This window comes from Streptomyces sp. NPDC049879 (genome assembly GCF_044461265.1).
In the GTDB taxonomy this organism is placed as follows: domain Bacteria; phylum Actinomycetota; class Actinomycetes; order Streptomycetales; family Streptomycetaceae; genus Streptomyces.
On record NZ_JBITKT010000003.1, the window covers coordinates 524,053 to 543,141 of the forward strand.

19 protein-coding genes are annotated in these 19,089 nt (G+C 74.7%); 3 read left to right on the plus strand and 16 right to left on the minus strand.

The genetic code is table 11. The features are described 5' to 3' along the window. Positions 1–246 precede the first annotated feature (246 nt). Positions 247–627, plus strand: coding sequence for a DUF1844 domain-containing protein (locus ACIBPC_RS13300; protein ID WP_362968044.1), 381 nt, complete (start codon positions 247–249; stop codon positions 625–627). On the opposite strand, the gene ACIBPC_RS13305 is transcribed toward ACIBPC_RS13300, so the two are convergent. Both ACIBPC_RS13305 and ACIBPC_RS13310 read right to left on the minus strand, forming a co-directional pair. Continuing rightward, a complete protein-coding gene (locus ACIBPC_RS13305) occupies positions 605–1,351 on the minus strand; it encodes an MIP/aquaporin family protein (protein WP_398843785.1) in 747 nt (248 codons plus the stop codon). The genes ACIBPC_RS13300 and ACIBPC_RS13305 overlap by 23 nt on opposite strands. A 121-nt stretch (positions 1,352–1,472) precedes the next feature. Then, a complete protein-coding gene (locus ACIBPC_RS13310; protein WP_398843788.1) occupies positions 1,473–2,216 on the minus strand; it encodes an SseB family protein in 744 nt (247 codons plus the stop codon). Positions 2,217–2,381: 165 nt separating this feature from the next. Here ACIBPC_RS13310 and ACIBPC_RS13315 point away from each other — a divergent pair, with 165 nt between their 5' ends. After that, positions 2,382–3,371 carry a serine hydrolase gene (locus tag ACIBPC_RS13315; RefSeq protein WP_398843790.1) on the plus strand — a complete coding sequence of 330 codons (990 nt, stop codon included), beginning with the start codon at positions 2,382–2,384 and terminating at the stop codon, positions 3,369–3,371. A gap of 40 nt (positions 3,372–3,411) precedes the next feature. Here ACIBPC_RS13315 and mycP read toward each other — a convergent pair whose 3' ends face one another. From mycP to ACIBPC_RS13340, 5 genes are all read right to left on the minus strand, one after another. Further along, on the minus strand, positions 3,412–4,644 hold the full coding sequence (gene mycP / locus ACIBPC_RS13320) for a type VII secretion-associated serine protease mycosin (protein WP_398843793.1): 1,233 nt from the start codon (positions 4,642–4,644) through the stop codon (positions 3,412–3,414). After that, positions 4,641–5,609, minus strand: coding sequence for a hypothetical protein (locus ACIBPC_RS13325; protein ID WP_398843795.1), 969 nt, complete (start codon positions 5,607–5,609; stop codon positions 4,641–4,643). The genes mycP and ACIBPC_RS13325 overlap by 4 nt, the downstream gene beginning before the upstream one ends. A gap of 66 nt (positions 5,610–5,675) precedes the next feature. Next, complete coding sequence (locus ACIBPC_RS13330; protein ID WP_398843797.1) at positions 5,676–6,521, minus strand: DUF2510 domain-containing protein; 846 nt, start codon at positions 6,519–6,521, stop codon at positions 5,676–5,678. A gap of 257 nt (positions 6,522–6,778) precedes the next feature. Next, on the minus strand, positions 6,779–7,510 hold the full coding sequence (locus tag ACIBPC_RS13335) for a DsbA family oxidoreductase (RefSeq protein WP_362968050.1): 732 nt from the start codon (positions 7,508–7,510) through the stop codon (positions 6,779–6,781). 89 nt (positions 7,511–7,599) lie between these two features. Next, positions 7,600–8,802, minus strand: a complete 1,203-nt coding sequence (locus ACIBPC_RS13340; RefSeq protein ID WP_398844370.1) for a cation:proton antiporter — start codon at positions 8,800–8,802, stop codon at positions 7,600–7,602. Positions 8,803–9,018: 216 nt separating this feature from the next. Between ACIBPC_RS13340 and ACIBPC_RS13345 the strand changes: the two genes are divergently transcribed. Then, on the plus strand, positions 9,019–9,951 hold the full coding sequence (locus ACIBPC_RS13345; RefSeq protein WP_398843800.1) for a 5'-3' exonuclease H3TH domain-containing protein: 933 nt from the start codon (positions 9,019–9,021) through the stop codon (positions 9,949–9,951). Between the two features lie 28 nt (positions 9,952–9,979). On the opposite strand, the gene ACIBPC_RS13350 is transcribed toward ACIBPC_RS13345, so the two are convergent. The 9 genes from ACIBPC_RS13350 to ACIBPC_RS13390 all read right to left on the minus strand — a co-directional run bounded on the left by ACIBPC_RS13350 (position 9,980) and on the right by ACIBPC_RS13390 (position 19,083). Further along, positions 9,980–12,799 carry a DEAD/DEAH box helicase gene (locus ACIBPC_RS13350; RefSeq protein WP_398843802.1) on the minus strand — a complete coding sequence of 940 codons (2,820 nt, stop codon included), beginning with the start codon at positions 12,797–12,799 and terminating at the stop codon, positions 9,980–9,982. Positions 12,800–12,843: 44 nt separating this feature from the next. Further along, on the minus strand, positions 12,844–13,746 hold the full coding sequence (locus tag ACIBPC_RS13355; RefSeq protein ID WP_398843805.1) for a diacylglycerol kinase: 903 nt from the start codon (positions 13,744–13,746) through the stop codon (positions 12,844–12,846). Positions 13,747–13,775: 29 nt separating this feature from the next. Beyond that, positions 13,776–14,699, minus strand: coding sequence for a twin-arginine translocase subunit TatC (gene tatC, locus ACIBPC_RS13360; protein WP_398843808.1), 924 nt, complete (start codon positions 14,697–14,699; stop codon positions 13,776–13,778). An 88-nt stretch (positions 14,700–14,787) separates the two neighbouring features. After that, positions 14,788–15,069: a Sec-independent protein translocase subunit TatA gene (gene tatA, locus ACIBPC_RS13365; protein ID WP_398843810.1), complete on the minus strand. Its 282-nt coding sequence runs from the start codon at positions 15,067–15,069 to the stop codon at positions 14,788–14,790. Positions 15,070–15,192: 123 nt separating this feature from the next. Continuing rightward, the gene (locus ACIBPC_RS13370; protein ID WP_362968056.1) at positions 15,193–15,420 is read right to left on the minus strand and encodes a hypothetical protein; all 228 of its coding nucleotides are present in this window, start codon (positions 15,418–15,420) and stop codon (positions 15,193–15,195) included. 1 nt (position 15,421) lies between these two features. Next, positions 15,422–16,450: a helix-turn-helix transcriptional regulator gene (locus ACIBPC_RS13375; RefSeq protein WP_398843813.1), complete on the minus strand. Its 1,029-nt coding sequence runs from the start codon at positions 16,448–16,450 to the stop codon at positions 15,422–15,424. A 95-nt stretch (positions 16,451–16,545) separates the two neighbouring features. Continuing rightward, complete coding sequence (locus tag ACIBPC_RS13380) at positions 16,546–17,505, minus strand: WYL domain-containing protein (RefSeq protein WP_362968058.1); 960 nt, start codon at positions 17,503–17,505, stop codon at positions 16,546–16,548. Positions 17,506–17,616: 111 nt separating this feature from the next. Then, a complete protein-coding gene (locus tag ACIBPC_RS13385) occupies positions 17,617–17,988 on the minus strand; it encodes an FKBP-type peptidyl-prolyl cis-trans isomerase (protein WP_362968059.1) in 372 nt (123 codons plus the stop codon). A gap of 72 nt (positions 17,989–18,060) precedes the next feature. Next, complete coding sequence (locus tag ACIBPC_RS13390) at positions 18,061–19,083, minus strand: FKBP-type peptidyl-prolyl cis-trans isomerase (protein WP_398843816.1); 1,023 nt, start codon at positions 19,081–19,083, stop codon at positions 18,061–18,063. Positions 19,084–19,089: the final 6 nt, after the last annotated feature.

The following is a 19,089-nucleotide window of genomic DNA, read 5'->3' on the forward strand; positions in this document are numbered from 1 at the left end:
ACAAAAGAAAAACGCCCCGGACGGCACACAGGCGGGGCTCCACAGACCGGGAGCACCACCGCGTGAACGCGGGGCGCGACCTGACCGTTGACCTACCGACCCGGGGGGCCGGTGAGGTGGGAGCGCGGAGCCTCCACTTGCGGGCCGGGCACACATGTGTCCGGCCGGTCCCTTCCAGACTACACCACCGGGCAAGGACCCGCCGCCGGGACGGGGCCCGCCCACGGCCCGTCTAGGCTGGTGGGCATGAGTGACGCCGCCCCCTCCGCCGCCCCCCAGGACGCCTCCGACGCCCCCGACACGGAGGCGGTCACCCGTGACATCGCGGACGTACCCGCCGTCGAGGTGATCACGACCCTCTCGGTGCACCTGATGAGCGCGGCGGCCGTGCAGCTCGGCCTGGCCGAGGACGGCGAGGAGCACAAGGACCTGGACGAGGCGCGGAAGCTGATCACGGCGCTGGCCGGCCTGGTGACGGCCGCGGCCCCCGAGGTCGGCTCGTACCACGCCGCGCCCCTGCGGGACGGGCTGAAGTCGCTGCAGCTGGCCTTCCGGGAGGCGTCCTCGGTGCCGGACGAGCCGGGGCAGGGGCCCGGCGAGAAGTTCACCGGTCCCGTGATCGGCTAGTCCGCAGCCACGACCAGTCGGCGCGCCACTCCTCGTCCTGCGCGTGCACGATCCGGTGCACGACGACGGCGATCGCCGCGCCCACCAGCGGGGCGAGGATGAACAGCCACACCTGCGACATCGCCGAGCCGAGCGCGAAGAGGGCGGGCATCAGGCTGCGCGCCGGGTTCACGCCCGCGCCGGTGAGCGGGATGCCGACGAGGTTGACGACCGCCAGCGTGAGGCCGAGCGGGATGCCGCCGAAGCCGCGCACGGTCACGCCTGGCGTGACCGACAGGTAGACGAAGACCAGCAGGAACGTCAGCAGCGCCTCGATCACGAACGCGCCGCCCAGCGAGAGGCCCACCGCCGAGCGGTCGTCGAAGCCGTTGCTGCCGAAGGCCCCGTGCGTGCTCAGGCCGGGGACCTGCTTGGCCACCAGGAACAGCAGGGCCGCGCCGATGGCGGCGCCGACGAACTGCGCGATCCAGTACCCCACGGCCGTACGGGTCTCCATCCGCCCGGCCAGGAGCATGCCCAGCGTGACGGCGGGGTTGATGTGCGCGCCCGACAGCGGTCCGAACATGTAGACGACCGCGAGCAGGGTGAAGCCGAAGGCCAGGGCGATGCCCAGGCTGCCGATGAACTCGCCCGCCAGGACCGCGGAGCCGACGCCGAACAAGACGAGGAACATGCTTCCGACCAGCTCGGCCGCGAGCGGCTGCGCTTCGGTCTCCGTGGACATGGCGCCCTCCTGCTGCCGACAGTTGGTTTCTGTCGCAGTCTGTGGCGCCGCCGCCCCGCCCGCACTCCGGCGCGGCCGTGCGGGTGACCCGGCGCGCCGGGCCGCGCGCCCCTCGGTCCCCTCAGTCCCTGCGGTACGTCGGTTCGCCGGGGAAGGGGGAGCCCGGCGGCAGGACGGCGAGCTGGAGCCCGCGGACCAGGTGGGCGCGCAGCACGTGGTCCCCGGCGAGCGCGCGGGCGAGGCGGCCGGCGGCCGCCGAGGCGTCCGCGCCGGGGTCGAGGGCGACGGCGAGCGTCCCGTCCGCCTCGCCGCCGGGAACGAGCCGCGCGGCCCGTACGGCGGGCTCGGCGCGCAGGACGGCGGCGACCGCCTCGGCGACGGCGCCGGTGGCGGCGGGTCCTGCCGCGCCGCCCGCGGTGGCGGTGAGGACGGTCCGCAGGGCGGGCCCGGACAGCTCGTACGCGACGGGCCCGGCGACGTCGACGGCGAGCGCCCCCGCGTTCTCCTGCACGGCGGCGCGCAGGGCCTGCCCGGTGGTGACGGCGACCGGGCGGGCGTCGGGGCGCCAGGCGGCGAGGGCGGCGGTGGCGGTGAAGACGGGCAGGGCGCGCCTGCCGTCGGGGAGGGCGAGCGTGAGCACGGCCATGTCGCTGTGCTTCTCGCGGCGGAGCCCGTCAGGTCCCTCCTCGGCCTCGCCGAGCACCGCGACGACCGGCACGAGCAGACGGGCGCCCGCCAGTGCGGTGAGCAGCGCGGGCTCGGCCGACGGGTCGCGCGACCAGGCGTCGAGCGCGGCACGCAGGGCGGGGTCGGCGGAGCCGTCGTCACCGGCGAAGGCGGGCTGGGGGATGTTCTTGAGGGCCACGCGGCGAGCGTATCCGGGGGCGGCCGGGGGGCGGCGCCGCAGGGTGCGGAGGGGGCGCGCGGGGCGGCCGGGGGGTGCGCGGGCTGTGAGACGAGTCACCTCCTGTTACGCGGTTTTCACGTGCGTGGAGATGACTCGGGCAGGTGTGCGGGATAGCGTGCGCTCATGAGCCGGAAGTCCCCTGGTGCGTCACGCCGGTTCAGGCCTGCCCTGGTCCTGAACACGGCGCTGGCCACGGCGCTCCTCGCGGGAGTCGCCGCGGGCGACTCGGCGCGGGAGGCGGTGGAGTCCACGGTGGGCGCGGCGGACAGGCTGGACGGCGAGCCGCCGGGCAAGGACGACCTGGAGCACGCGCGGATCCCGCCGTCCCGTGACACGACCGGTGACACGACCGGCGACGACATCAGGTCGGCCGTCCTGCCCGACCTGCGTCTCGCGCGGGAGATAGCGCCGATGCTGGCCGAGGGCCCCGCCGCCGGGACGCGCCTGTCGGTCGCGGTGCGCGCGCTCGGCAGCGGGCGGAGCGCGGTGTTCGGCGGCGACAGCTTCGACACGGCCAGCATCGCGAAGGTGGACATCCTCGCGGCGCTGCTGCTGCTGGCGCAGGACGAGGACCGCGAGCTGACCGTGACCGAACGGACGCTGGCCGAGGTGATGATCCGCGAGAGCGACAACGCGGCGGCCGACGAGCTGTGGGCGTCGATAGGCGGCGCGGACGGCCTCGACGCGGCGAACCGCCGCCTCGGCCTGAGCGAGACGACCGGCGGCCCCGGCGGGCACTGGGGGCTGACGCAGACGACGAGCCGCGACCAGCTGGCCCTGCTGGCGGCGGTGTACGGCGCGGACTCCCCGCTCGCGCCCGCGTCGCGCCTGTATGTGCAGGGGCTGATGGAGACCGTGGTGGACGGCCAGCGCTGGGGGGTGTCGGCGGCGGCGGACGGGTCGGAGTTCCAGCTGAAGAACGGCTGGCTGCCGCGCACGCGGACGGGCCTGTGGGACATCAACAGCATCGGCCGGGTGACGGCCGGGGGCGAGCGTTACCTGATAGCCGTCGTGTCGGACGGGCATGCGTCGCGCGAGGCCGGGATAGCGGCCGTGGAGGTGGCGGCCGAGGCCGCCGTCCGGGCGCTGGAGACGGGCCGCACGGGCGTCTGAGCCCCGGCGAGCAGCCGAGCCCCGGTCCGCCGGGGCGCGTTCACCACTGGTCGGGCCGCCACCAGGGCGCGCCGGTGCGGCGGCGCAGGCGGGCGGTGAGGACCGCGGCGCCCGCCAGGAAGAGGGTGCCCGCCGCCCCGGCCGCGGGGGCGAGCCAGGAGGAGCCGCCGCCGGTGAGGGGGCGTGGTCCCGGCCCGAAGTAGCGCCGGGTGTACGGCTCGGCGGCCGGTTCGAGGGGGGTGCCGACGAGTTCGGCCGCGGCGTCGATGGCCGCCGCGGGGTCGACCACGCCGCTGCCGAAGGCGTCGTCCCGGCCGCCGGAGGGCGGGTCCTGGGCGGTGTCCATGAGGACGTCCCTGACCTGCGCGGGGGTGAGCCCGGGGTAGGCGGCGCGCAGCAGGGCGACCGATCCGGAGACGAACGCGGCGGCGGCCGACGTTCCCCAGCCCGTGTAGTAACGGCGGTCGGGGTCGGGGACGATCACGTCCTTGCCGGGCGCGCTGACGGTCGTGTACCAGCGGCGGGTGGAGAAGTCGGTGGTGCTGCCGCTCCTGTCCACGGCGGCGACGGCGATGACGCCGGGGTATCCGGCCGGGTACGAGACGGGGTCGCCCTCGTCGCCCCCGTTGCCCGCCGAGGCGACGACGACGGCGCCCTGCTCCAGCGCGTAGCGGACGGCCGCGTCCTGCTCGGGGTCGGGGCGCGCGGACTCGCTGTCGTCGCCGAGCGAGAGGTTGATGACGTCGGCGCCCTGGTCGGCGGCCCAGCGGATGCCCTCGGCGAGGGCGCCGGTACGGGTGCGGCGCGCCTCGTCGCGGTCCGGGTCGTCGTCCTCCAGCAGGACGCGGACGGGCAGGATCTGCGCCTCGGGTGCGACGCCGATGACGCCGCTGCCGTTGTCCGGCCCGTGGCCGCGTCCGGCGATGATCCCGGCCATGGCGGTGCCGTGGGCGGCCCATTCCGCGTCGCCCGGCTCGGCGCCGAGGCCGACGAGGTCGTGTCCTGGCAGGACGGCGCCGGCGAGGTCGGGGTGGTCGGCGTCGACGCCGGTGTCGAGCACGGCGACGGTGACGCCTGCCCCGCGCGTGGTCTCCCAGGCGTCGGGGGCGTGGATGGCGTCGAGGGCCCACTGCTGCTGGTCGCGGATCGAGTCGGCGCGGGCGGGCGCGGTCCCGGCGAGGGCGGGGACGAGCATCCAGGCGGCGGTCAGCGCCGCGCCGATCCTGACGCGGCGTCCGGTGGCGCGGAGCGGGGCGGCGGCGGTCGTGGTCATCCCTGCTCCGGGGCGTACCGGCCGGCCGCTTCGCGCAGCCGGGTGTCGAAGGCGTCCGCGAGGCCCTGCGCCTCGTGGCCGAGTCCCGACAGGGCGACCGTCGTGTCCTGGCCCTCGGCCGTCGCCTCGGCGGCGGGTTCGGGGTCGGGGAACTCGCGCCCGTCCGCGAATCCGGTGACGGTCCAGCGGACGACGGGTTTGTCCGTGGCGACGCGGATGGACCAGGAGACGCGCTGGGCGTCGCCGAAGTCCTCGGCCGGTGTGCCGGGCGCGGGGAAGGGGCGCGGCAGCAGGTCGGGGCGGGTGGCGAGGTTCTCGTCGGCGAAGCGTTCGCCGAGCCGGGCCATGGCGGGGGCGTCGGCGGTGGTGAAGAGGAGTCCCACGGTGGTGACGGCCGTCTGTGTCTCGTCGCTGTAGGTGGCGCGGACGAGGCGGTGGCAGCCGACCGTTTCCAGGACCTCGGCGAGCAGCGGGTCGAAGGCGTCGGCGCAGCCGCTGTCGGGGGCGACGGCGACGCGTGTCCAGTTGCGGTCGGCGCCGCCTGGGCCGGTGCCCTCGCCGCTGATCTCGGGCGGGAAGAGGTCGTCCACGGGCAGGTCGCGCCACAGGTCGCGGCTCTCGGTGAAGACGTGCGCCGCGCTGTCGGCGGGGTCGCCGTCCGAGCCGAGCCACGCTCCGGCGGCCGCGCCGCCGAGCAGCCCGGTGCCGAGGACGAGGCAGGCGAGGGCGGCGACGATGCGGGCCGTGCGGTTCGGCAGGCGGAGCGCGGCGGAGCGCTGGAGCGGGCCGAACGCGGTGGGCGGCGGTGCGGCGGGCTGCGGCGGGACGGACGGCTGCGGGGGCGCGGCGGGTCTCGGGGGCGTGCCGGGCGGCGGGACGGGCCGGGAGCGGCCCGGCGGCGCCGCGGGGCGGGCGGGTGCCGGTGGCGAGGATTCCGAACGCCACGGGCTCTGCTCGGTGTTCATCCGCCCACTCCCCGGCCCCCGGCGTCCGCTGCCGACGCTTGACGGGGTCACTTTACGGTTGTCACCTCATACTTCGGTACCTGGCCCGCCGCCGGTGGCGCGCAGTCCGGACAGGATGCGCTCCATGTCCGAGACGGGCGGCGCCCCGTCGCGTTCGTCGAACGCCAGGCGCAGCAGGGCGAGTCCGCTGCCGTCGGGCGCGGGGAAGGCGACGCTCTCGACGACCGCCTCCATGCCGATGCCGGTCTCGACGCGGGTGCGGACGCGGAAGCCGTCCTGCCCGAGGACGGTGACCTCCTCGGCGTCGATCTCCTCGGTCCCGGTGACGCCCTCGTAGATCTCGTCGGAGTAGCCGTCCCGCGCGTGCTGTTCGACGTCCGCCCGCGCGAACTCCTCGGGGGAGTCGGTGGCCCCCGCCAGGACGCCGAGGGTGGCGGCGCCGCCGATGCACTCCTGGCCGCTGTCGCCGGGGCACGGGTGCGGGTCGGCGCTGATCATGATGCCGCCCTCCGCCTCGACCTCGGTCCAGCCGTCGAGGAGGGGCAGGGCCACGCCGCCCGCCTGAACCTCCGTCACCCCGGCGGCCGCGCCGTCGTCCCGGCCGTCCTCGTCGCCGCTCCCGCCGGACAGCGCCGCGTAGCCGACGCCCGCGAGGACGAGCGCCAGGACGACCGCGATGACGAGGGTGACGACGGGCCAGGGTCGCGATCTGCGGGGCGGGGGTCCCGGCGGGTAGCCGTAGCCGTACGGGGAGGTGTCCGCCGTGTACGGGCCGGGCACCTGCCACGCGGGAGGAGCGCCGCCCGGCGGGCGGGTGTGCGCGGTCCACGACTGCCCGTCCCACCAGCGTTCGGCGGGGGGCGGCGGGCCCGCGTGACCGGGGTCCGGGTACCAGCCGGCAGGTGTCGCCATGCGACATCACCCTCCTTGTCCACCCCTGCGCACGGCACTCCCCCGGTTCGGTGCGCACTCGTTGGGGTGAACTTCTCACACATGGACCCGACCGGCCACCCCGCATCGGCGCGGGGCCGGAATCCCATGGAGCGGCGGGTGATCCGCGATCGCGACGGCCCGTCCGCGCCCGGGCCGCCCACCGGCGATGGCGGGCGGCCGGGCAGCCACGGGCGCGTCAGCAGCGTATGATCCGCCGCCGCCCTGCCGCCGGACGGTCAGCCGTGGGCGGGGTGGTCGTCCGGCACCGCGCAGCCGTCCGGGCCGCAGACGCCGGAGGGGTCGGCGAGCTGCGTCAGGCGCGGTTCGGGATGGGTGGCAGCCCAGGCCTGCCGCAGGACGTCGAGCAGCGTGTCCGCGTCCTGGGCGCCCATGACGCCGAACCGGTCGTCGATGACGGTGAACGGCACGCCCGTCGCGCCCAGTTGCGCCGCGCGCGCCGCCTCCGCCTCGACCTGCGGGCGGTACCGCCGGTCGGTGAGGGCCGCGCGGGTGCCCTCGGCGGCGAGGCCGACGCGTTCGCCGAGCGCGACCAGCGCGTCGACGGTGAAGATGGACTCGGCGCGCCCGAAGTAGCTCTCGTACGCCGCGTCCCACGCCTCGGTGTGCAGGCCCTCGGCGGTCGCGTGGGCGAGGAACTCGTGCGCGAGCGCGGTGCTGCCGGTGACGTTGTCACCGACGACGTACGGCGTCAGGCCCTCCGCCCGCGCCAAGCCCTCCACGTGCGCGGTCATCTCGCGTACGCGCTCCACGGGCGCGCCCATCTTGGCGGACAGCGCCTCGTGCACCGGCAGGGCCTTCCCGACCGGCGCGGAGGGGTCGAGCTGGAACGAGCGGTGGACCACCGTGACCTCGCCGCCGTGCTCGAACCTCCGCAGCGCCTCGTCGAGCCGGTACTGGCCGAGCCCGCACCACGGGCAGATCACGTCCGACCAGACTTCCAGCTTCATCGTTCCACCTTCGGATCATCGTCTCGGCGCGCTGACGTGCGCACTCCCCCATGATGCGCCCCTCCCCCGCCGGACGGGCGGGCGGGCCGTCAGCGGCCGGTCGCCGAGGGCTCGGGCTCCGGCTCCCGGACGGCCTCGGCGGGCGGCGGCTGGGCGCGGCCCCCCGGCATGACGCGCGCCAGCCAGTGGGAGCGGCCCGCGATCAGCGGCGCGACGACCGCGAGGATCAGGACGTATCCGGCGATGAACGGCGAGAGCCGTCCGTCGAGCCCGGCCGCCGCCGCCATGGTCGCCAGGATCAGCGCGAACTCGCCCCTGGCCAGCAGCGTCGTCGCCACGTTGGCCGTCGGCCCCGGCCCGAAGCCGTAGATGCGGGCGGTGAGCATCCCGGCGAGGACGTTCATCGTCACGGTGACCGCGATGGCGATCAGCACCGGCCAGATCACGGTCGGCAGGTCGCCCGGGTCGATGGAGAGGCCGAAGTTGAAGAAGAAGATCGCGCCGAACGCGTCCCGCAGCGGGTGGACCAGCTCGCGGACACGGTCGCCTGACCCGGTGTTGCCCAGGATGAGGCCGACCATGAACGCCGCGATGGCGTCCGCCACGCCGAACGTCTCGGCGATCCCGGAGACGAACACGGCCGCGCCCAGGAACGAGATGACGAGCAGCTCGTTGTCCTCGGTCGCGAACAGGCGGCCGACGATCCGCGTCCCCCAGCGCGCGGCGATGGCCAGGATCAGCAGGAATCCGAACGCCTTCCCCATGTCGGCGAGCATCGCGCCCACGCCCTCGGCGCCGGAGATGATCGGCTGGAGCGCGGCCAGGTAGAGGGCGAGGAAGATGTCCTCGACCACGATGATGCCCAGGATGGGCCGCGTCTCCGCATTCCCGATCCGGCCCAGGTCCACCAGGATCTTGGTGACGATGGCCGAGGACGAGATGCCGAGCACACCGGCGAGCACCAGCGCCTCGGAGGTGCCCCAGCCCAGCGCGAAGCCGAACGCGAGGCCCGCGCCGACGTTCAGCGCGAGGTAGGTGGACCCGGCGACGGCCATCTTCTTGCCGCCGGTCTTCAGGTCGTCCATGTGGAACTCGAGGCCCAGGTAGAAGAGCAGCAGCACCAGGCCGAGCGCGGACAGCATCTCCAGGTCGTGCGGGTCCTCCAGGAGGACGTAACCGGGAGTGTTCGGGCCGAGGAGTATCCCGGCCAGGATGAACAGGGGGATCGTCGGCAGGCCTATGCGGCTGCCGAGGCGGGCGAGGATCGCGGCGGCCACGAAGGCGCCGCCCATCGCGAGCAGCGTGTCGGCGTGTCCCATACGGTCACCCGCCGCTGCGGGTGGCAGGGGGCGTCGGGGTCGTCGGCATGGAGATGTCTCCTCCTCGGCGTCCGGGCAGGTCAACACGCGCCTGTCGGTCAAGCGTGCGTCAAGGAATCGTTAATACTTAGCCTATCAAACTATTATTTTGCCCAAGAGGGTGCGTCCGCCGGGGACCCCGCGTGCGGCATGATCCGGGGTGTGACCAGACGCCTGATGCTGCTCGACACCGCCTCGCTCTACTTCCGCGCCTACTTCGGCGTCCCCGAGTCGGTCCGCGCCCCCGACGGCACGCCCGTCAACGCCGTGCGCGGCCTGCTCGACTTCGTCGCGCGCCTCGTCACCGACCACCGGCCGGACGACCTGGTGGCCTGCATGGACGCCGACTGGCGCCCCGCCTGGCGCGTGGAACTGATCCCCTCCTACAAGGCGCACCGCGTCGCGCAGGAGCACGGCGAAGGCCCCGACGCCGAGACCGTGCCCGACACGCTCTCGCCGCAGGTCCCGGTCATCGAGGCCGTGCTCGACGCCCTCGGCATCGCCCGCGTCGGCGCGGCCGGGTACGAGGCGGACGACGTCATCGGCACGCTCGCCGGGCGGGCCGGCGGTCCCGTGGACATCGTCACAGGCGACCGCGACCTCTTCCAGCTGATCGACGACCGGCGGGGCGTGCGGGTGCTCTATCCCGTCAAGGGCATGGCGACCCTCACGGCCTTCGACCAGGCCGCGCTGCACGAGAAATACGGCGTGGACGGCCCCGGGTACGCCGACCTCGCGCTGCTGCGGGGCGACCCGAGCGACGGCCTGCCCGGCGTGCCCGGCATCGGCGAGAAGACCGCCGCGCGGCTGCTGGAACGGTTCGGCGACCTCGCGGGCATCGTCGCCGCCGCGGACGACCCGGCCTCGCCCCTCACCCCCACCCAGCGCAAGCGGCTCACGGCCGCCGCCGCCTACCTGGAGGTCGCCCCCCGCGTCGTCCGGGTCGCCACGGACGTACCGCTGCCCGCGCACGACCCGGCGCTGCCCGCCGCGCCGGGCGACCCGGCCGCCCTGGACGCGCTCAACGCCCGGTGGGGCCTCGGCGGCTCGCTGACCCGCGTGCTCAGCGCCCTGGCGCGCTGAGCACGGCGGGCGGCCCCGGGAGGGCCGGTCAGCCGACCGAGCTGTACGCGACGACGCCGCGCAGCAGCCGGTCGACGGCCCGGCGCGCGTTGCGGCCCACCGTGCCGCCCTCGGGCGCCGCGTTGGCGATCTGCCCGAGGACGTCGATGACCTGCTTGCACCAGCGCACGAAGTCACCGGCCGGCATGTCCGCGTCGCGCAGCACCACGTCGAGCCCCTCGCCCTGCGCCCACCGGTGGACCGGCCAGGCGAAGCCGAGATCGGGCTCGCGCTGCCCCACGCCCGTGACATGGCTGATCCGGTACTGCTCCTCCAGCGCGTCCAGGCGCCCCCAGAGCCGCACCATGTCGCCCAGCGCGCGCCGCGCCTCGCCGCCGGGGACCTCGGGCGCGGGGGCGTCGTCCGCGTTGCGCGCCTCGTAGACGAGGGCGGAGACGCAGGCGGCCAGCTCGGAGGGGTCAAGCCCCTCCCAGACCTTCTCGCGCAGGCACTCGCTGGCGAGCAGGTCCAGCTCGCCGTAGAGCCTGCCGAGCCGCCGCCCGTCGTCGGTGACCTCGTCGCCGCGCAGGTAGTCCAGCTCGGTCAGCAGCGCGGCGACCTGGTCGAAGGTGCGGGCGATGGTGTTGGTCCTGCCCTCGATCCGCCGCTCCAGCTGGCGGGTCTCGCGGCGCAGCCGGTGGTAGCGCTCGGCCCACCGCGCGTGGTCCTCGCGCTCGTCGCAGCCGTGGCACGGGTGGCTGCGGATCGCGGCGCGCAGCCGCGCGATCTCGGTGTCGTCGGCCGCCGTGGCGCGCTCCCTGCGGTGGCGCCCCGGGTCGCGGTGCCCCGCCTTGGTCCGCAGCGCGGACGCGAGGTCCCGCCGCGACTGGGGGCTGCGCGGGTTGAACGACCGGGGGATCCGCATCCGGTCGAGCGGCTCCACCGGGGACGGGAAGTCGATCATCGCCAGCCGCTTGACCTGCCGCTCCACGGTCAGCACGAGCGGCCGCGGCCCCTCGTACGGGTCGAAGCCGCCGCGCGGCCCGCGCGCACGCCCGCCGGGCGCGCCCGAGCCCGGGTCGAGGACGAGCGCGAGACCGGCGAACTTGCCGGTGGGCACGTGGATGATGTCCCCGGGCCGCAGCTGCTCCAGGGAGGCCGCGGCGGCGGCCCGCCGCTGCGCCGCGCCCTGCTTGGCCAGCTCGTTCTCCCGGTCCTTCAGCTCACGCCGCAGCCTGGCGTACTCGTCGAAGTCGCCGAGGTGGCAGGTCATCGCCTCGCGGTAGCCGTCGAGACCGGTCTCGTTCTTGCGCACCTGGCGCGAGATGCCGACGACCGCGCGGTCCGCCTGGAACTGGGCGAACGACGTCTCCAGCAGCTCCCGCGACCGGTGCCGCCCGAACTGCGAGACGAGATTGACCGCCATGTTGTACGACGGCTTGAACGAGGAGCGCAGCGGATACGTCCGCGCCCCCGCCAGACCCGCCACCGCGCCCGGGTCCATGCCCTGCTGCCACAGCACCACCGCGTGGCCCTCGACGTCGATGCCACGGCGCCCGGCACGGCCGGTGAGCTGCGTGTACTCGCCCGGCGTGATGTCGGCGTGCTGCTCGCCGTTCCACTTGACCAGCTTCTCCAGCACGACGGAGCGCGCCGGCATGTTGATGCCCAGCGCCAGCGTCTCGGTGGCGAAGACGGCCTTGACCAGCCCGTGGACGAACAGCTCCTCCACGATCTCCTTGAACGCGGGCAGCATCCCCGCGTGGTGCGCCGCGATGCCCCGCTCCAGGCCCTCCAGCCACTCGAAGTAGCCGAGGACGTGCAGGTCCTCGTCGGGGATGGCGGCCGTGCGGCGCTCGACGATCTCGCGGACGCGGACCCGGGCCGCCGGGTCGTTCAGCCGCAGCCCCGCGTGCAGGCACTGCTGGACGGCGGCCTCGCAGCCCGCGCGGCTGAAGATGAACGTGATGGCGGGCAGCAGTCCCTCCGCGTCGAGCCGGTCGATGACCTCGGCCCTGCTCGGCGTGAACACGCGGGAGCGCTGCCGCCGCTCCCGCTCCCGGTCGGCCGCGCGCCTGCGGTCCCTGGCGCCCCTGGCGCGGTCGCGGCCGCCCCAGCCGCGCGCCTGGTCGGAGCGCACGAGCCGCAGCAGGTCCGGGTTGACCTCGCGCTTGTCCCCCGACTCCTCGAAGAGGTCCATCATCCGGCGCCCGGCGAGCACGTGCTGCCACAGCGGGACGGGCCGGTGCTCGGAGACGATGACGCGGGTGTCGCCGCGCACGGTGTCCAGCCAGTCGCCGAACTCCTCGGCGTTGGAGACGGTCGCGGACAGGGAGACCAGGGTCACCGACTCGGGGAGGTGGATGATCACCTCTTCCCAGACCGCGCCCCGGAAGCGGTCGGAGAGGTAGTGGACCTCGTCCATCACCACATAGGCGAGGCCGGTGAGCGCCTGGGAGCCGGCGTACAGCATGTTCCGCAGGACCTCGGTCGTCATGACGACGACGGGTGCGTCGGAGTTCACGCTGTTGTCGCCGGTGAGCAGTCCGACCTTGTCGGCGCCGTACCGCTTCACCAGGTCGCCGTACTTCTGGTTCGACAGCGCCTTGATGGGCGTCGTGTAGAAGCACTTGCCGCCCTGCGTCAGGGCGAGGTGGACGGCGAACTCGCCGACGATGGTCTTGCCCGAGCCGGTGGGGGCGGCGACCAGGACGCCCTTGCCCTCCTCCAGGGCCCGGCACGCCTCGATCTGGAACGCGTCGAGCTCGAAGTCGTACAGCTCGCGGAACGGGGCGAGCGCCGTGGCCTGCTCGATGGCGCGCCTGCGCGAGGCGGCGTAGCGCTCTGCGGGGGACATGTCGTCGGTCATTGTGCAGACGAGCCTACCGGCCGCCTGTGACAGCGCGGTGATCTTCACGGGCCGGACGGCGGGGCCAGCAGGCGTACGGCGCCGGGCACGCAGGTGGCCGTCAGCGGCAGCGGTCCCAGGGGTTCCCCGTCCGCGTAGCCGGTGACGCCCGGCGCGTCCAGGGCGACGCGGGCCGCGCGGTGGACGGTGACGACCGGATGGGACAGATGGGTGCCCTTGAAGACGCGGGGGAAGACGCGGACCAGCGTCGCGCGGCTGCACGGTCCGACGACGGTCACGTCGAACCGTCCGTCGTCCAGCGCCGCGTCCGGGCAGATCCGCATGCCACCGCCGTAGCTCGGCCCGTTGCCGACCGCGATCAGCGTCGCGTCCAGCTCCTGCCACGGGCCGTCGTCCAGCCGCATGCGGTAGGGCAGGGGGCGGAACGCGGCCAGCTCGGCGACGAGGGCCAGGTCGTAGCGCAGCCTGCCGCGCGGGCGGCGCATCCGGTTGCCCCGGTCGTTGACGCGGGAGTCGAAGCCGGTGGCGAGGACGCCGCCGAACCACGTGTCCCCGATCCGGCCGAGGTCGATCCGCCGGTACGCGCCGGCCGCCAGCGCCGCCGCGAGCCCGCGGCCCGCCGCGGCCGGGTCGCCGAGCGGCAGGCCGCACGCGCGCGCCAGGTCGTTCCCCGTGCCCGCGGCGACGAGGCCGAGCGGGACGTCACTACCGGCGACGGCCTGGAGGGCGAGCGAGGCCATGCCGTCGCCGCCGACGGCTATGAGGGCCCCGGCGCCGTCCGCGACCGCGCGGCGGGCCTGGCGCAGCGCGTCGGCGGCGTCGGCGCCCACGAGGGTGCGGACGGGCATGCCGGTGGCGGCCAAGGCGTCGAGCGCGGGACGGGCGGCGCGTGCGGCGCGGCCTCGGCCCGCCACGGGGTTGACGAGGACCGTCAGCTCACCCGGCACGCGCGCCCCGCGCGGGACGGCCGTCCGTGTCAGGTGGCGTCATCGAAGCCGTTCAGCCGGGAGGGGCCCTCGTCCAGCCGGGAGGACGAGACGCGTTCGACGGGCTCGATGGTCTCGGGGGTCAGGTCGAGCGGCGAGGCCTCGTCGTCGTCCAGCTCCTGCTCGTCCTCGCGCTGCCGCTTGCGCCGGTCGTTGAAGAGGGCGATGCCGCAGGCGATGAAGTACAGGGCCGTGACGGGCACCTGGAGGGCGACCATCGACATCAGGTCGGTCGGGGTGATGGCGGCCGCGAAGACGGCGATGCCGACGACCATCCAGCGCCACCAGCTGAGCATCCGCTTGCCGGAGACGACCCCGCCGAGGTTCAGCAGGACGAGCAGCAGCGGCAGCTCGAAGGAGAGGCCGAACGCGAGGGCGAGCCGGACGGTCAGGTCGAGCGTCTCCTCGACGGACACGTAGTTCTGCGCGCCGGGGGCGCTGAAGCTCAGCAGGACGGGCACGGCGCGGCCGAGCAGCCAGTACGCGAAGACCGCGCCCGCCAGGAACAGCGGCACGCCCACGCCGACGACGGCGCGGGTGTACTTCTTCTCGTTCCTGTGCAGCCCCGGTGCGATGAACGCCCACACCTGGTAGAGCCAGACCGGCGACGCCGCGATGACGCCGACGAGCAGCGAGACGCGGAAGTAGGTGGCGAACGGGGAGGTCAGGCCGTTCTGCGACAGGACGGCGCAGCGGTGTTCGCGCGCGGCCGGGTCCTCGAAGGAGTCGCAGATCGGCACCGGCTCGGTGAGGAAGTCCATGATGTCCTTGGCGAAGAACATCGCGACGATGGTGACCACCAGGATGCCGGCGACCGAGATGCCGAGCCGGTTGCGCAGCTCGCGCAGGTGCTCGGTGAGGGACATGCGCCCCTCGGGGTCCTTCGGCTTCCGCGGTGCCTTGGCCTTGGGCACGCCAGGTCCTCATCTCCTACGGCGCCCGGTCTCCGCCGGGCGGCCACGCCTCACTCGCTCCGAACGCGTCCCGGCCGGCGGCCGGGTGTCAGCCCTGCTGCGGGGTGCTCCGGGGCTCCTCGACCGGGCGGGCGCTGGTGACGTCGCCGGGGGCGGCCTGGATGGTCCGGGCGGCGGTGGGCGGCTCGGCGGGCGAGGGAGCCACGTCCGACTCGGCCCGGCCGTCGTTCTTCATGGCCGCCGTCTCGCTCTTGAGGATGCGCAGGGACTTGCCCAGGGCGCGCGCGGTGTCCGGCAGGCGCTTGGAGCCGAAGACGACCACCACGACGAGGACGACGAGCAGGATGTGCCATGCGGAGAGCGAGCCCATGGTCTCGTCTTCTTTCTTCCGGGGAATTCGTCTGCCGTGCGGGATCTCGACATTCCCGACCGACCGCACGAGCTGCAATCTTAACGCGCGAGGGTGAACACAAATCAATGCCCGCGCGACGATCTATCCGTCCCCGGCTTCCCTCCCGTACGCCCGGTGGACGGCTCCGCCCCTGGCCACAAGGGGTGCGGCGGAACGTTCCAGGTCCTCGGCCGCGCCCCCGATCCGCTCCGCCGAGGCGGCCACGGCGCGGGCGAAACGGCGGGCTTCGAGGCCGACGCGGACGCCCAGGACCCCGAGCACCGCGACGCCGAGGAACGCCAGCGCGAGCTGGAACATCGGCCAGAACATGTCAGCCCGCCTCCCCCGCCGCGGCCTGCAGGACACCGGGCGACTCCCGGGCCGCCGCCGGCTCCTCCGCCGCCCCGTACAGGTCGAGCGCCGCGCGGGCCGCGTCCCTGGCGCTCTCGGCGAGCGCGGCCGGCGCGACGATGCGGCCGTCCCCGCCGAGCCGCAGCGCCAGCCGCCGCAGGGTGGCCGGGTCGGGCGTGCGCAGCGTGACGCGCAGCCCGCCGTCCGGCAGCTCCTCGGCGGAGTCGTGCGGGTAGTACTCGGCGACCCAGCGCCCGCCGGGACCGACCTCGACCACCACCTCGGGGTCGGTCGGCGCGGGCTGGACGAGCCCCTCGCTCAGGTCCCGCGGCTCGACCGGCGGCGGATCGGCGGGGGTGTCGAGCAGCTCGATTCTGGCGACCCGGTCGAGCCGGAACGTGCGCCGCGCCTCCGACCGGTGGCACCAGGCCTCGACGTACGTGTGGCCGACCGCGAACAGCCGGATCGGGTCGATCTCCCGGTCGGTCAGCTCGTCGCGGCCCGGCGAGTAGTAGCGGATGCGCAGCCGCCGCCGCTCGGTGATGGCGCGGTCGACGTCGGCGAAGACCCCGCCCTCGGACTCGAAGGTGACCGACAGGCGCGAGCTGGCCCCGGCCGCCTCGCCCGCCGCCGCCTCCAGCTTGGACGTGGCGCGCAGCAGGGCGTCGCGGTCGCCGTCGCGCAGTCCCGGCAGGGTGGCGACGGCGCGCGCGGCGACGAGCAGGGCGGTCGCCTCGTCGGCGGCGAGCCGCAGCGGCTGGCCGGTGCCCGAGCCGACGGCCTCGGCGTTGTGCCACCAGATGTGCTCGCCGTCGGTGTCGATGTCGAGCAGGTCGCCGCCGCGGAAGCTGGTGCCGCACATGGGCAGGACGTTGAGGTCGGAGATCAGCTCGTCCTCGGTGATCCCAAACGCGCGGGCGACCTCGTCGACACGGGCACCCGGGCGTTCCCTCAGATAGGTGACGAGGGACAGCATCCTGCGGGTGCGGTCGATGGCCGTGGTGGCCATGGGTGCTCCTTCTCTCTTCCCTGGCTTCCCGGGGGTCTAGGTCGTGTCGTTCGGATCTTGGCGGCGCGGGCCCGGCACGATCCGGACGACACGGCCTAGCCCTTGGCGACGGCGCGCAGCCGCTCGATGACGTCGGCCCGCAGCTCGGCGGGCTCCAGCACGACCACGTCGGGGCCGAACTCGGCGAGCCACGCGCCGAGCCCGTGCCCGTACGGGATCTCCAGTTCGTCCCAGCCGGCGCCCGCGGCGGACTCGGTGACGGCGGTGGCGCGGGCGCGCAGCGGGTATCCGGCACCGGTGCGCAGCCGGATGCGCGCCTGTCCCGTCGGGGTCTCGCCCGCCCAGCGGGCGACGGTCTCGCGCAGCGTGATGTGGTCGGGGACCTCGTGCGTGAAGGCGCCGGCGCGCGACTTGACGCGGCCCGCGATACGCGAGAGCCGGAAGACGCGCTCCGCCCCGCGGTCGCGGTCCCAGCCGGCCAGGTACCAGTGACCGCGCCAGCACTCCAGCGCCCAGGGCTCGACCTGGCGGCTCGCGGCGCGCGCCGCGTTCGACCTGCGGTAGTCGAACGTGACGGGGCGCCGATCGCGGCAGGCGATCATCAGCGGCTCGAAGGCCGCCTCACCGGCCGGGACGCGCGGTTCGATCGCGCTGTACGCGCCCTGCTCGTCCTGGGCGAGCGGCATCCCCGCGGCGCGGAGCTTCTGGAGGGCGCCGCTCGCCGCGCCCGCGAGACGCGCCTGCTGCCAGACGCGGGCGGCGAGCCCCAGCGCGGCGGCCTCCTCGGCCTCCAGGGTGATGGGCGGCAGCTGGTTGTGGTCGCGGCGGGCGTGGTAGCCGGTCTCGCCGTCGAGGCTCTCGACGGTCTCGATGACGAGGCCCAGTTCCCGCAGGTCGTCCTTGTCGCGCTCGAACATGCGGTTGAAGGCGTCCTCGGAGCCGACCTCCAGGTAGGCCTCGATGGACGCGCGCAGCTCGCGCTTGCTCAGCGGGCGGCCCGTGCCCAGCAGGCACAGCGCCAGGTTCATCAGCCGCTCCGCCTTGGCAATCGCCATCGCGCGCCGCCCCTCTCGTCCGCGGTCCCCGGCCGTCACGTACCCGCGCGGAAAAACGCCGTGGGCCCGTTCCCCGTGCGGGGAATGGGCCCACGGTACCGCTTGTGGAGATCAGACCGAGACCAGGTCGCAGACGAAGATCAGCGTCTCGCCCGGCTTGATCCGGCCGCCCGCCCCGGCGTCGCCGTACGCGAGGTGCGGCGGGATGGTCAGCTGGCGGCGCCCGCCGACGCGCATGCCCTGCACGCCGCGGTCCCAGCCGGGGATGACCTGGCCCGCGCCGAGCTGGAAGCGCAGCGGGGTGCCGCGGTTCCAGCTGGCGTCGAACTCCTCGCCGGTGCTGAAGGCGACGCCGACGTAGTGCACGGACACCTGCGCGCCCGCCTGGGCGACCTCGCCCTCGCCTTCCCAGATGTCCTTGATCTCCAGGTCGGCCGGGGGCTCGCCGCCGGGGAAGTCCACCTCGGGCTTGTCGATGTTCACGTGAAGATCACTCCTAGCGCGCTTGCTCGAACCCGCAGGATACGCGGGCGGTGGCGGTCGGCACGCGCACGCTCAGGCGGCGCCGACGATGTCCACGACGAAGACGAGGGTGGAGCCGCCGGGGATCGTCTGGTTGCCCTGGTCGCCGTAGCCGAGGTCCGGCGGGATCACCAGGAGGACGCGGTCGCCGACGTGCTTGCCGACGAGGCCCTCGTCCCAGCCCTGGACGACCTGGCCGGTGCCGATCTGGAAGGCGGAGGGCGCGTCGCGGTCCCAGGACGAGTCGAACTTCTCGCCGTCGGCCCAGGTCACGCCGGTGTACTGGACGACGAGCGCCTGTCCGGCCTCGACCTCGGGCCCGTCGCCCTCGATCAGGACCTGCTGCTGCAGCTCGGCCGGCGGGTCCTCGCCCTCGGGGACGGTGACGGCGGGCGCCCCGTCCTCACCGGCGGTGACCTCCGGCAGTCCGTCGGTCGCGGCGGCCTGCTCGCCCTCGGCGGCGGCCCCCGGGTCGACGGCGGAGGCGCCCACGATGTCGAAGACCCAGACGACGCCCTCGTCCCCGGACAGGCCGACGTTCTGGGCGCCCTGGCCGAGCAGGTCGGCGGCGGGGCCCTGGACCTGGACGCGGCTGCCGACCGTGGCGCCGACCATCGGGTCGGTCACGGCGGCGAGGAGGACGGAGTCCACCCCGGCCTGGGCGATCACCTGGCGGCGCAGGCCGTCGGGCAGCGCGGGGGCGGTGGAGCCCTGGGCTCCCTCGTTCGGGTCGGCCCAGGTGTTGACCAGCTCGCGGCCGTCGGAGACCGTCTTGGCCACGGCGTCGAGGCGCAGGTAGTCGCCCTCGCCGATCTCGGCGCCGTCGCCCTGGTCCAGGACCTCGCCGCTGATCTCGTCACCGACGCTCGCGTCCGTGTCGATCGTCAGCTCCGGCTCCTCACCGGGCTTGCCGGAGACCGTGGCCACGGGACCGGACGACGGGGTGTCCGAGGCGTCGTCTCCGCCGTCGTCCGAGCCGCACGCGGCCAGGGAGAACAGGAGGGAAGGGACGGCGAGCAGCGCGACGAGGCGGCTCGCTCGGGGGGTGGGGGTCATGAAGTC

Coding starts and splice junctions, on each gene's coding strand:
- ACIBPC_RS13300 (WP_362968044.1), top strand. CDS start 247: ATGAGTGACGCCGCCCCCTCCGCCGCCCCCCAGGACGCCTCCGACGCC.
- ACIBPC_RS13305 (WP_398843785.1), bottom strand. CDS start 1,351: ATGTCCACGGAGACCGAAGCGCAGCCGCTCGCGGCCGAGCTGGTCGGA.
- ACIBPC_RS13315 (WP_398843790.1), top strand. CDS start 2,382: ATGAGCCGGAAGTCCCCTGGTGCGTCACGCCGGTTCAGGCCTGCCCTG.
- mycP (WP_398843793.1), bottom strand. CDS start 4,644: ATGACCACGACCGCCGCCGCCCCGCTCCGCGCCACCGGACGCCGCGTC.
- ACIBPC_RS13325 (WP_398843795.1), bottom strand. CDS start 5,609: ATGAACACCGAGCAGAGCCCGTGGCGTTCGGAATCCTCGCCACCGGCA.
- ACIBPC_RS13330 (WP_398843797.1), bottom strand. CDS start 6,521: ATGGCGACACCTGCCGGCTGGTACCCGGACCCCGGTCACGCGGGCCCG.
- ACIBPC_RS13335 (WP_362968050.1), bottom strand. CDS start 7,510: ATGAAGCTGGAAGTCTGGTCGGACGTGATCTGCCCGTGGTGCGGGCTC.
- ACIBPC_RS13340 (WP_398844370.1), bottom strand. CDS start 8,802: ATGGGCGGCGCCTTCGTGGCCGCCGCGATCCTCGCCCGCCTCGGCAGC.
- ACIBPC_RS13345 (WP_398843800.1), top strand. CDS start 9,019: ATGATCCGGGGTGTGACCAGACGCCTGATGCTGCTCGACACCGCCTCG.
- ACIBPC_RS13350 (WP_398843802.1), bottom strand. CDS start 12,799: ATGACCGACGACATGTCCCCCGCAGAGCGCTACGCCGCCTCGCGCAGG.
- tatA (WP_398843810.1), bottom strand. CDS start 15,069: ATGGGCTCGCTCTCCGCATGGCACATCCTGCTCGTCGTCCTCGTCGTG.
- ACIBPC_RS13370 (WP_362968056.1), bottom strand. CDS start 15,420: ATGTTCTGGCCGATGTTCCAGCTCGCGCTGGCGTTCCTCGGCGTCGCG.
- ACIBPC_RS13375 (WP_398843813.1), bottom strand. CDS start 16,450: ATGGCCACCACGGCCATCGACCGCACCCGCAGGATGCTGTCCCTCGTC.
- ACIBPC_RS13380 (WP_362968058.1), bottom strand. CDS start 17,505: ATGGCGATTGCCAAGGCGGAGCGGCTGATGAACCTGGCGCTGTGCCTG.
- ACIBPC_RS13390 (WP_398843816.1), bottom strand. CDS start 19,083: ATGACCCCCACCCCCCGAGCGAGCCGCCTCGTCGCGCTGCTCGCCGTC.